This window comes from Streptomyces sp. JJ36 (genome assembly GCF_021696945.1).
Taxonomy (GTDB): Bacteria; Actinomycetota; Actinomycetes; order Streptomycetales; family Streptomycetaceae; genus Streptomyces.
Genome location: NZ_JACYHE010000111.1, coordinates 1 through 11,949 on the forward strand (window position 1 = coordinate 1; position 11,949 = coordinate 11,949).

The 11,949-nt window shown below is 73.8% G+C and carries 9 protein-coding genes and 2 pseudogenes; 2 read left to right on the top strand and 9 right to left on the bottom strand.

The features are described 5' to 3' along the window. Positions 1-450: 450 nt before the first annotated feature. Complete coding sequence (gene pepN / locus HOY81_RS25665; protein ID WP_237323094.1) at positions 451-3,048, top strand: aminopeptidase N; 2,598 nt, start codon at positions 451-453, stop codon at positions 3,046-3,048. A 142-nt stretch (positions 3,049-3,190) separates the two neighbouring features. Here pepN and HOY81_RS25670 read toward each other — a convergent pair whose 3' ends face one another. The 9 genes and pseudogenes from HOY81_RS25670 to HOY81_RS25710 form a co-directional block, all read right to left on the bottom strand. Next, positions 3,191-3,757 (bottom strand): hypothetical protein, encoded by a 567-nt coding sequence (locus HOY81_RS25670; RefSeq protein WP_237323095.1) that lies wholly within the window; start codon positions 3,755-3,757, stop codon positions 3,191-3,193. Between the two features lie 23 nt (positions 3,758-3,780). Beyond that, a complete protein-coding gene (locus HOY81_RS25675; protein WP_237323096.1) occupies positions 3,781-4,338 on the bottom strand; it encodes a hypothetical protein in 558 nt (185 codons plus the stop codon). Continuing rightward, complete coding sequence (locus tag HOY81_RS25680; protein WP_237323097.1) at positions 4,338-6,533, bottom strand: hypothetical protein; 2,196 nt, start codon at positions 6,531-6,533, stop codon at positions 4,338-4,340. The genes HOY81_RS25675 and HOY81_RS25680 overlap by 1 nt, the downstream gene beginning before the upstream one ends. Positions 6,534-6,546: 13 nt before the next feature. After that, entirely contained in the window at positions 6,547-6,996 is a 450-nt protein-coding gene (locus HOY81_RS25685; protein WP_237323098.1) for a hypothetical protein, read from the bottom strand. 219 nt (positions 6,997-7,215) lie between these two features. Continuing rightward, a complete protein-coding gene (locus HOY81_RS25690; protein WP_237323099.1) occupies positions 7,216-7,731 on the bottom strand; it encodes a hypothetical protein in 516 nt (171 codons plus the stop codon). A 250-nt stretch (positions 7,732-7,981) separates the two neighbouring features. Further along, positions 7,982-8,331 (bottom strand): annotated as a pseudogene (locus HOY81_RS25695) (LysR family transcriptional regulator); the annotation flags it as partial. A 115-nt stretch (positions 8,332-8,446) separates the two neighbouring features. After that, a complete protein-coding gene (locus HOY81_RS25700; protein WP_237323100.1) occupies positions 8,447-8,677 on the bottom strand; it encodes a hypothetical protein in 231 nt (76 codons plus the stop codon). A 117-nt stretch (positions 8,678-8,794) separates the two neighbouring features. Continuing rightward, a complete protein-coding gene (malQ, locus tag HOY81_RS25705) occupies positions 8,795-10,894 on the bottom strand; it encodes a 4-alpha-glucanotransferase (RefSeq protein ID WP_237323101.1) in 2,100 nt (699 codons plus the stop codon). Next, positions 10,894-11,151, bottom strand: a complete 258-nt coding sequence (locus tag HOY81_RS25710) for a hypothetical protein (RefSeq protein WP_237323102.1) — start codon at positions 11,149-11,151, stop codon at positions 10,894-10,896. The genes malQ and HOY81_RS25710 overlap by 1 nt, the downstream gene beginning before the upstream one ends. Positions 11,152-11,700: 549 nt before the next feature. Between HOY81_RS25710 and HOY81_RS25715 the strand changes: the two are divergent. Next, positions 11,701-11,949: pseudogene (locus HOY81_RS25715) on the top strand (hypothetical protein); the annotation flags it as partial.

Sequence of the window (11,949 nt, forward strand, 5' to 3'; positions counted from 1 at the left end):
CCGCCCGGGCGGTGGCGGGCCGCCCGGGCGCCCCGGCCGCGCCGTCGCCGGAGCCGGCGGCGAGACCCAGTCCCACGGCGGCCCCGGCGGCTCCGGCGGTGGCGAGCAGGGTGCGGCGGTCGAGGGCGAGCCCGTGCAGGCGGCTGCTGCGGGACATGCGGTGCCTCCCGGATGCGAACGCGACGGGCGGGGTCCGCCCGGCCGGGCGGACCCCGGCCCTCCGGGATGCTCGGCAGCGGGGGTGGCCTGCGTTTGAACGGTGCGGGAACGGGCAACGCCCATCACCGCTCATGGATCACCGGCTGGCACGGCGCCATGCGGCGCTCCCCGCCCGCTCGCCGCCCGGTGCCGCGCCGCTCACCCGGCGTTCATCCGCCGCCCCGGCGCTTCGGTGCCCCCCGGGGCGCGCATGGAAGGATGGCGGGACCGCTAGACAGAGGAGAAGACCACGTGCCTGGGACCAATCTGACCCGCGCCGAAGCTCAGGAGCGGGCGCGCCTGCTGACCGTGGACGCGTACGAGATCGACCTCGATCTGCGCGGGGCGCAGCAGGGCGGGACCTTCCGGTCCGTCACGACGGTGCGCTTCGACGCCGCCGAGGCGGGCTCGACCTTCGTCGACCTCGTCGCGCCCACGGTGCACGAGGTCGAGCTGAACGGCGAGCGACTGGACCCGGCGGCCGTCTTCCAGGACTCCCGGATCGCCCTGGACGTGGCCGCGGGCCGCAACGAGCTGCGGGTGGCCGCCGACTGCGCGTACACCAACACCGGCGAGGGTCTGCACCGCTTCGTCGACCCGGTCGACGAGCAGACCTACCTCTACACCCAGTTCGAGGTGCCGGACGCGCGCCGGGTCTTCGCCGCCTTCGAGCAGCCCGACCTGAAGGCCGCCTTCACCTTCACGGTGGCCGCGCCGGAGGGCTGGACGGTCATCTCGAACTCCCCCGCGGGCGAACCCGGGCCGGTCGCGGAGGGCCCCGCCGGCGCCGTATGGCGGTTCGCGCCCACCCCGCGGATCTCCACCTACATCACCGCGCTCATCGCCGGCCCGTACCACGGCGTGCACAGCACCTGGGAGGGCGACGGGCGCACCGTGCCGCTGGGCGTCTACTGCCGTCCGTCGCTGGCGGAGCACCTGGACGCGGAGGCGATCTTCGAGGTCACCCGGCAGGGCTTCGACTGGTTCCAGGAGAAGTTCGACTACCCCTACCCGTTCGAGAAGTACGACCAGCTCTTCGTGCCGGAGTTCAACGCCGGGGCGATGGAGAACGCCGGCGCGGTCACCATCCGCGACCAGTACGTCTTCCGCTCCAAGGTGACGGACGCGGCGTACGAGACCCGTGCCGAGACCATCCTGCACGAGCTCGCGCACATGTGGTTCGGCGACCTGGTCACCATGGAGTGGTGGAACGACCTCTGGCTCAACGAGTCGTTCGCCACCTACACCTCCGTCGCCTGCCAGGCGTACGCCCCCGGCAGCCGCTGGCCGCACGCCTGGACGACCTTCGCCAACCAGATGAAGACCTGGGCCTACCGGCAGGACCAGCTCCCCTCCACCCACCCGATCATGGCGGAGATCCGGGACCTGGACGACGTGCTGGTCAACTTCGACGGCATCACCTACGCCAAGGGCGCCTCGGTGCTCAAGCAGCTCGTCGCCTACGTCGGGACGGACGAGTTCTTCGAGGGCGTGCAGACCTACTTCCGGCGCCACGAGTGGGCCAACACCCGCCTCACCGACCTGCTGGCCGCGCTGGAGGAGACCTCCGGGCGGGACCTGAAGACCTGGTCCAAGGCGTGGCTGGAGACCGCCGGCATCAACGTGCTGCGCCCGGTGATCGACGTCGACAGCTCCGGCACCATCACCTCCTTCGCCATCCGGCAGGAGGCCCCGGAGCTGCCCGCCGGCGCCACCGGCACCGCCACCCTGCGACCGCACCGCATCGCCGTCGGGCTCTACGACCTGGAGGACGGCTCCCTGGTGCGTACCGAACGGGTGGAGCTGGACGTCGACGGGGAGCTGACCCAGGTGCCGGGGCTCATCGGACGGGCACGGCCCGCGGTCGTGCTGCTCAACGACGACGACCTCTCCTACGCCAAGGTCCGGCTCGACTCCGACTCGCTGGCCGCGGTCACCCGGCACCTGGGCGACTTCGCCCAGTCCCTGCCCCGCGCGCTGTGCTGGGCCTCCGCCTGGGACATGACCCGGGACGGCGAGCTGCCCGCCCGTGACTACCTGGAGCTGGTCCTCTCCGGCATCGGCAAGGAGACCGACATCGGCGTCGTCCAGTCACTGCACCGGCAGGTCAAGCTGGCCCTGGAGCTCTACGCCGACCCCCGGTGGCGGGAGACCGGGCTGACCCGCTGGTCCGCCGCCTGCCTGGAGCACCTGCGGAACGCCGAGCCGGGCAGCGACCACCAGCTCGCCTGGGCCCGCGCCCTGGCGGCCGCCGCCCGTACGGACGAGCAGCTCGGCCTGCTCGCCGGACTGCTGGACGGCACCGAGTCGGTGGCGGGGCTGACCGTCGACACCGAGCTGCGCTGGACGCTGCTCCAGCGGCTGGCGGCGACCGGCCGCGCGGACGACGCGGAGATCACCGCCGAGCTGGAGCGGGACGCCACCTCCGCCGGCGAGCGGCACGCGGCCACCGCCCGCGCCGCCCGGCCCACCCCGGAGGCGAAGGCCGCCGCCTGGGCGTCGGTCGTGGAGGCGGAGGAGTCCACGGCCCTGCCCAACGCGGTCCAGGAGGCCGTCATCGCGGGGTTCGTCCAGACCGACCAGCGGGAGCTGCTGGCGCCGTACACGGAGAAGTACTTCGCGGCGCTGAAGGACGTGTGGGAGTCGCGCAGCCACGAGATGGCCCAGCAGATCGCGATCGGCCTCTACCCGGCGGTGCAGGTCTCCCCCGCCACCCTGGAGGCCACCGACGCCTGGCTCGCCGCCGCGGAGCCCTCGGCGGCGCTGCGCCGCCTGGTCACCGAGTCCCGCGCGGGCGTCGAGCGCGCCCTCAAGGCCCAGGCGGCGGACGCCGCCGCGGCCCGCCGCTGACCCCCGGCACCCCGGGCCCCGGGCCGCCGCCATTCGGCGGCGGCCCGGGGGCTGCGTGCTGCGCCGCCCTCAGCTGAGGCAGCCCGCCTTCTCACGGGCGCCGACGCCATGACTGCCCCCGGCGGCCCGGAGACCGTGCCGGTCAGGCGGCCCGGCAGTCGTGCGCTTTCAAGGCCGAGGGAAGGTAGGACCGGGCGAACCGCTCGATGGCCTTGCGGCGGTCCCCGGTGTCCTCCGGGTGGTCCACGCCGTCGAAGGACAGAACGTACTGCCGCCTCTCGCCCTCGTACGTACAGGCCCGCACGACCTTGGCGCCGTGGTCCGCGAGGAGGGCGCCGTCGCCGATGTCGGCGGGCGCCGGATCACCGAGGCGCCCCATGCCTTCTTCGGACGCCTCCAGCGGGTCGAAGCCGGTCTCGACCACATCGCCCCGCAGATACAGCGTCAGCTCGCCGTCGACGTAGAACTTGCAGCGAGGCTTCCCGGGTTCGGAGAGGGTGTCCTCGATCTCCAGCTTCTCCCCCTCCGGAAGCAGCGGCGCCACGGTGTCCGGGTCCACCCGGGCACCGCACGCCTCCGTCACCGTGAACTCCTCAGCGCCACCGCACCCGGCCACCCCGAGCAGCAGGACGAGTCCCAGGGCCGTCGCACCCACCCGGGCGCCCGGCCCCTGGGCCGCGCCGACCGGCCTCTCACGGACGGCTTCCACCGCTCTCCTCCCGCCGGCGGCGCTCAGGCCGCGCAGCCCAGTTCCTTCTTCGCTGCGGAGGTGTAGGCCACGGCGAACTCCCGGATGCGGTCGCGGCGCTCCGGGAGGTCGTCGGTGGCCGTCCGCTCGTCGACCCGCACGTCGACGACGAGGTACGGGGGCCCGGAGCCCCCGCACTCGGCGGTGATCATCGCGTTGACGTCGCCGAGCGCTCCCTTGCCGGGGAAGGGCAGGCCGGACATGCGTTCCCGGTGGGTGAACTTGTAGCTCTCGCTCTCGGCCATCGGGTCGTAGAGCTCCTGGACCCGGTTGAAGAGGACCGAGAGCACCTGGGTGTCGTCCACCGTGACACCGCACTTCGCCCGCTTCTCCGGCAGGGTCTCCCCGTCCTCGGTCAGCCGTTCCCCGGCCGGCAGCAACGGGGCGACCGTGTCCTCGGGCATCGTGACACCGCAGACGGTCTCCGGCACGGCGTACTCCCGGTCCTCTCCGCACCCGGTGAGGGAGAGGGCCAGAGCGAGGGCGAGACCGGCCGTCGCCGTACGGGCGGCACGGAGGACGCGCGAGGTGGGCGGCAGCATCACTGGTCACCCGCCAGACCCTCGGCACGGTCGTTGCCGTCGTTGGCCGAGGCGTCGATCTTGGAGTAGATACCCTGGTCGCGGGAGTATCCCGTCTCGTTCTCCGCCCAGTCCGCGTTGGCGTCATACCAGACCTCGGCGAGCTTGTCCAAGTGCTCCTGGCGCTGTCCGTAGGTCTCCTGGTAGTCGCCCGTGGCGCGCTCGTTGATGCGGTCCTGCTCGTTCATCATCCAGTCGGTGGCGACCAGGTCGACACCGCGCTGGGCGACATCCCCCACGCCGGGGATGAAGTTCGCCGCGGAGCCCAGCCCGTGGTACGCCCAGTTCTTCTTCCAGCCGACCTCCTCCAGCTCCTCGCCGGTACGGTCGCCGATGGCCTGGTAGCGGGCCTCCTCCAGGAAGCCGACCGTGCGGCCGGCCCGGTCGAGGCTGTCCTCCGGGTTGTCCTTCTCGGTGTGGAAGTCCTCCACCATGGCGTAGTTCATGCCTTCGTTGAGCATGCCGTAGGCGTCCTGGTCGCGAGAGACCTGCTTGGAGACCTCCATGAGCTGCGTCGCGTCCAGCGGCGTGTCGCCACCCGCCGCGCCCATGGTCTGGTGCACGACGCCGCCGTGGTTGATCAGGACCTTGGCCATGTCGTCACGCATCTCGGGCGGGAAGTCGTCGCCGCGGGCGGAGAGGTGGGTGAGCGAGTTCTCCAGGACCTGCCGGTGGCCCGCGTCGTGCTTGACGTACTGGGCCATCTCGTCGTGCGGGTCCATGCCCGTCGCCCCGGCGACCAGCGCCGCGCCCGTCGCCTCGTTGACCGCCAGCGGGCCCTCGTAGTCGTCGGCGTCCTCTCCGTACCCCATCGAGCCCTGCACCACGTCGTTGAAGGACGGCCGGTCCTTCAGCACCCACTGGGAGTTGTCCTGCGGCTCGCCGGAGCTGAAGAAGTCCGTGGCGGCGTCGGGGTTGTGCGAGAGCGCCTTCATGAAGCCGGTCATCGGGTCCGTGCCGCCGTCGTTGTCCGCACCGAAGTGGATCTGGTCGATCTTCGAGTACGACGGCATCTGGTTCCAGGGCAGCACGTTCTCCCGGGTGCGGCCGCCCGGCCCCGGGTCGCGGACGTCGCCGGTGTGCTCCTTCTCGTACGCGACCAGGGCGTCCCCGTAGTCGTTCAGGAAGCCGGACTCGTACGTGCCGTGGCGCATGAGGTTGCTCATCGCCTGGAAGCCGGCGATGCGGGGGCGCCCGGCGTCCCCGCCGTAGTCGGCGACGTTCTGGCCGCCGAGCTCGATGACGTTCTTCTTCCACGCGTCCATGGCGTCGCTGCCGGAGTGCGTGGCGGTGCCGAGGGTGATGCCGAGGTTCTTCTCCAGAGCGCCGAGCAGCTCCATGCGCCGCTCACGGTCGTCCGGCGAGGTGTTGGCCTGCGGCGACCAGGCCTCCAGGTCCACCGCGTCCGCGAAGAACTCCAGCGTCCCCTTCGCGCCCAGGCCGGTCGCGACCCGCTCGGCGAAGACCGGGTTCTTGCCGTGCTCCGCGGCCAGGTCGTTGAGCCGCTGGAGCTCGGCGTTGGTCAGCTCGCTCGGGTCCTTCTCCGCCAGCTTCACGAAGGCGTCGGAGTCCGCGATGACCTGCTGTGCGCCGTCGAAGCTCTCGAAACCCTGGGACCGGAAGTCGTACTTGTCCTTGGCGTGGAACCGCAGCGCCGCGGCGGCCGTGCTGTCCGCCTCGGCGGCGCGGTCCAGGATGCCGCGGATCTCGGCGGCGGCGTCGTCGAGTTCCTGCTGCGTCGGCTCGTGCACCTTCCCGTCGCCCACGACGTGGGGCGGCGGGACGGAGGCGATGACGCCGCCCTTGTCGTTGACGTAGATGTTCTTCTTCGCCGCCTTGTCGACGGCCGTCTGCAGGTCTTCCTTGCACTGCTTGAGCTTCGCGTGGGCGCCCTCGAGGATGATGTGCACGCTCCGCGCGGCGATGACGACGTCGTCGAACTCCTTCGCCGTGGTCGTGACGAACTGCTTCGTCACAGTGGCGTTCCGGCCCTTCCAGTCGGCGCCGTTCGCCTTCCGTTCCAGGCTCGCCGCGCTGGCCCCGCCGTCGCCGCCGTCGGCGATCTTCTCCAGCTTGCCGACCATCGTCTCCCAGTCGGTGGCGGCCGCCTTGAGCTTGCCCAGCCGCAGGTCGCTGAGTTCCTGGTAGGTCACCATCGCCCGGCCCCCGTCACTTGATGTAGTCGTAGATCCGCGACACCGTCATCTCCTGACCGGCGGCGTTGCGCATGCTCGTCACGATCTCCGCCTCGTCCTGGGCGTGCGCGGCGCGCGAGAAGTCGAGGTGGTTGGAGATGTGCGCGCACGCCTCCTTGAGGGTGCCGGTCTTGGTGTTCCAGGCGTCGTGCAGCTCCGTGAGCGCCGAACCCATGTCGAGACCGTCGTTGGTCAGCTCGGTCGCGGCGTCGAAGGTGTTCTGCCGGGCGTGGTCGGAGTCGGCGGAGAACCGCTGGTGGATGTCGTACGCCAGATTGCCCAGCGCTCCGAGCTCGTCGTCGCGGACGACGAGATCACCGTCGCCGCCGGTGCCGCCACCGCCCACCGGGGCGACCTCGTTGAGCTGCATGCCGACCGGCTGCCCGGCTCCTGCCTTGGCCTGTTCCCATTCGTCCCACGTCACCAGTGATCCCCCATGTCGCGTGCGGCGGGTCCTGCGGAGGCGCCCGGATCCACGACCGTACCCAGTGCGGTCCGCCGGCGGACAACCGGCCCTCCCCCTGTCAGTGGCTCTTCACGGTAGCGGCCACGCGGGCGGCCCGGGAGAGTCCGTCGCTCCGGCGGAACGGCCTCACGACGCCGCAGCGGCCGAGTCCGGCGCCGTGCGTGCCCCGGCGGCCGGTCAGCCCGCGCAGCCCGCCTTCTTCCGTGCGCCGGACGTGTACGCCAGGGCGAACTCCCGCAGCGCGGCGCGCCGCCGGGCGGTGTCCCGGACGACGTCCTTGTCGGCGTAGAAATCGATGGTGAGGTACCCGGGCCCGGAGCCGCCGCACCGGGCAGCGACCACGGCGCTGTCGTCGCCGAGGGCTCCCTCGCCCGGCAGGGGGAGGTCGCGCATCTCCGCGCGCCGGGTGAAAGCGTACGCGGACCGGTCGCCCATGGGGTCGTGCAGCGTCCGGGTCGGGGAGAAGGTCACCGTCAGGGCCCGCCCCCGGTCCACGAGCAGCCGGCAGTAGTCGTGGTGGGCGGGCAGCGGAGTACCGCGCTCGGCGAGGTGCTCGCCCTCCGGCAGCAGCAGGGCGACCGTGCCCTCCTCCAGCGGCACCCCGCAGACCTTCTCCGGGACCGCGTACTCCTGCTTCTCCCCGCACCCGGCGACGGCCACGGCCAGCGTGAGCGCCGCCGGCCCGGACGTCACCCGGCCCGTGCGCCGCGCACCACGGAGTCGTACGGCCGTCCTCACTGATCCGCCCCGAATCCCGTCTGGTGTACGAGGGGCCCGCGGACGGGCCCGGTGACGACCGTACCCACCGCGCCCGTACCCGCGGTCAGCGCCCCGGAAGACGGTCGCCCGGACGGACGGGGCGGGCGGGTCGCGGGCCGCCGGGCCCGGTCACAGGGCGCGGAAGCGGCGGGTGAGTCCGGCGCGGCCGCGCTCGGTGAGGGAGCCCGTGCACCCGGAGGCGGGCGATGCCGCCGTCGGGGTGCTGGTGGACCCGGCGATGGGTCCAGCGGCGGCCGGAGGCGCCGGGGAAGCCGCCCAGTCGGCGGCCGGGGGCGCCGGCGAGCGGGTGGCCGGCGAGCGCGGCGCCGGCACGCTCCAGCTCGGCGAAGACGGCCTCGGCGTGGTGCAGCACGAGCCGGGCCGCAGGGGTGAGCCGCACCCGGCGGCCGTGCGCCTCCAGCAGCGGGGTGCCGAGCCGCCGGGCGGGGCGGCGAGCTGCTGGGAGACCGCGGAGGGCGTCAGATGCAGCGCCTCGGCGGTGCCGGCGTCGGCGAGCGTCCGCAGGACGCGCAGCTTCCTGAGTCGTGCGTGCGGGGACGCTACCGGGCCGCCGGGCCGACCGGCGCAGGTGCCGCAGGCCGGCGGACGGTGTCCCCGGCTGCCGTGGCCCGCCCGGTGCGTCCGGCGGCTACTGCTGCTTGCGGGACTTGTCGCCGATCACGACGAGGCCCGCGATCACCAGGAAGAGCACGATGGGCGCGGCGACGTACAGCCCCAGCGTCTCGGCCACGCTCAGCCCCGGGCCGGGGTCGTCGCCGTCGTCCCGCGTCAGGGCGAAGGCGGGGGACGACAGGAGCAGCGTCAGAGCCGTCCCGGCGGTGAGGGTGCCGGCGCGCAGCGCGTTCTTCTTCGTAGCCACGGTCTCAACGTAACCAATGCCCCCGGAGCCCGCGCGCCCGGGGTCCGCTTGCGCCCCCGGGCCGCCGCACGCGCCGCCCCGGCCACCGCGTGCGGCGCCGCGCCCCGGTAACCGCGCTCAGGACTGCGGCGGCCTCTGCCCGAGCGCCCGGCGCAGCTCCGCGAAGAGCGCCGCCGTCCTGGGCGAGGCCGCCAGCTCCTCCAGGCCGACCGGCCGACCCGCGGCGTCGGCGACGGGCAGCCGCCAGTTCGCGTACTCGTCCCGGGTGCCCGGGACGTTCTGCGGGCGCCGGTCGCCGACCGCGTCCGGCAGCCACACGCCGAGCATCCGGGCCGGCGTCCGGGCGAGGAACAGGTGCACCGCCGTGACCTGCTGCTCCTCGGTGCCGCCGTCCGCCGGGAGCAGTCCCAGCTCCCGGAAGCGGTGCAGCCAGACCGCCGTCTCCTCGCCGTCCGCGGCCCGCTCGGCGCCAGGCGGTCCGGTCAGCAGGCCCAGCCGCTCCCGCAGGTCGAGATGGCCGCCGGTGAGCCGGGCGGCGGTCGGCGGCAGGTCGTGCGTGGTGGCGGCGGCCAGGCAGTCGGTGCGCCACGCCGGGGGCGGCAGCGGTGCGCCGCCCTCCTCGTCGCGCTCGAACCAGAGCACCGAGGTGCCGAGCACGCCGCGCCCCGCCAGCTCCTCCCGCACGCCGGGCGCCACGGTCCCGAGGTCCTCACCGATGACGGCTGCGCCCGCGCGGTAGGCCTCCAGGGCGAGGGTGCCGAGCATGGCCTCCGCGTCGTAGTGGACGTAGGTGCCCTCGGTCGGCGGGCGGCCCTGCGGAATCCACCAGAGCCGGAAGTGGCCCATGACGTGGTCGATCCGCAGCGCGCCGCTGTGCGGCAGGACGCCGCCGAGCACCTCGCGGTACGGGGCGTAGCCGGTCTCCGCCAGGGCGTCCGGGCGCCACGGCGGCAGGCCCCAGTCCTGGCCGCGGGCCTGGAACGCGTCCGGCGGCGCGCCGACCGACATGCCGTGTGCGAAGGCGTCCCGCCACGCCCAGGTGTCGGAGCCGAGCGGGTGCACGCCGACCGCCAGATCGTGCACCAGTCCGACCGGCATGCCCGCGTCCCGCGCGGTCTGCTGGGCCTCGGCGAGCTGGGTGTCGGTGAGCCAGGCGAGCCAGCGGTGGAAGTCGTAGCCCTCCCGGTACTCCTCGCGGGCCCGGGCGGTGTGGACGGAGCGGGGGTCGTCGAGGCCGGGCGGCCAGCTCCGCCAGTCCGGGCCGTACACCTCGGCGAGGGCGCACCAGGTGGCGTGGTCCTCCAGGGCCCGGCCCTGCCGGGCGACGAAGGTCTCGTACGCGTCCCGCCGCCCGGGGGTGAGCGGCACCCGCCACAGCAGGTCCAAGGCCTCCCGTTTCAGCTCCCAGACCGCGTCGCGGTCGATCAGCGCGCCCTTGTCCAGCACCGCCTCGCGGAGCCGGGCGGCCCGGGCGAGCAGGGTGCCGGCGTGGTCCCGCGCGGCCCCGCCGAGCTGCGCGAACTCGGGGACGGCGGTGACCCGCAGGTGGACGGGGTCGGGGAAGCGGCGGGAGGAGGGCCGGTACGGGGAGGGGTCGGTGGGCGCGCCGGGAACGGCGGCGTGCAACGGCCCGAGCTGGAGGAAGCCGGCTCCGAGGCGGCGGCCGGCCCAGTCGGCGAGCTCGGCCAGATCGCCGAGGTCGCCCATGCCCCAGGAGCGGGTGGTGAGCACCGAGTGCGGCAGGGTGAGCAGCCCGAAGCCGCGTCCGGTGCTGCCGGCGTGCGCGCTCGGGGCACGGCCGGCGGGGGCGGGTACCCGGTCGGGTACGGCAAGCAGGGTGGCGTGCGCGGCCCGCCCGTCGGGGGCCTGGGCACGCAGGGTGTGCACGCCGAGGGGGAGGGGGACGCCGGGGCCCCAGTCGCGGGAGCGGCCGTCCTCCGTGGCGACCCGGAGGACGGTGCCCTCGGGGAGCGGGGGAAGGGTGCCGGCGCCGGAGTCCGCCCGTAACACCACGGTGGGCGGCAGCAGCCGGTGCAGCACCTCCCGCTCATGCCGTTCCAGTGCCTCGCGCACGGCCTGGGGCGTGGAGGCGTCGACCCCGAGTGCGGCGAGCACGGAGACGACCGTGTCGCCGGGGACCTCGACGACGGTGCCCGCGGCGGGCTCGTACGTGGTCGCGACGCCGTGCGCCGCTGCGAGCCGCGCGAGGCGCCCCATCAGATGTCCGCGGACTCCGTACCGAAGCCGGTGCCCGTGGGTTCGCTGGTCAGCGGCAGCTCAGCGGCGATGGGCGGCTCGCTGGTGAGCGGCGCCACATCGGCGAGCGGCGGTTCACTGGTCAGCGGGGCGTCGGGTCCACCGATGGAGCACGAGCCGTCCAGTCCGGAGTCGGGGTCGGACACACCGGACAGGTCTACCGGCTCGTGCATCTGTTTGGGAATCGCGGTCGAGAGCAGTTCAGCGGACGTGGCCACACCGGGCCTCCGTTCCATGGACGGTGATGGTCAGTTTCCAGCCTTACCCAGTGAGCCCGGATGCAGACGTGTCCGACGGGTGAACGTGTCCCAGCTCACGTTCACACCTCCGGCGATTTGCCCGCGCGGCACGCCGCGCAACGAAGAGCCATCCGGCAATCCGGACATCATGCTCCACATTTTACGTGACGGTGACCCCGGGTGACGGGTCGAGCATCGCGCGAACAGCCCGCACCGGAGGAAGCACGGGGCGTACGGATGCACGCCCGCGCGGCCCGTTCACCACCCGTCCGCCCCCGGCAGGGCCCGGCGGGGCCCGTCAGGAGGGCAGACCGGCTCCACAAGCCGGACACTTCGGCCGCTCTCGTTGACACCGCACCCCCGTGGTGGTGGGCTCGCTGCTGTGCTGGAGCCCCCATGGGGAGGACGAGGGGGCCGACACGAGGAGGAGCCGCCGTGCAGCCCCCGCGACCCCCGCGACGCGAGACCGCCCGTGAGCCGGCGGCCGACGAGACGGCGCCGGACCACGACCGGGCGTACGACGATCGCGTGCCTGACCGCCATGCGGACGACAGCCATGCGGACGACCGCCGCGTGCAGGACGACCGCGGGGACGACGCCCCCGCGTGCCGCGAGCGGACCCACCGCGGCAGGCCGGACGGACAGGCGCCAAGCCCGCGGGCGCCCGGCTCGCAGCCGCCAGGCCCGCACGCGGCGGACCACGACCGGGCGGACCACGACCGGGCGGACCTCCCGGAAGCCGCCGCCGGCGCCAGAGCGGAAGGGCGCACGCCTGAA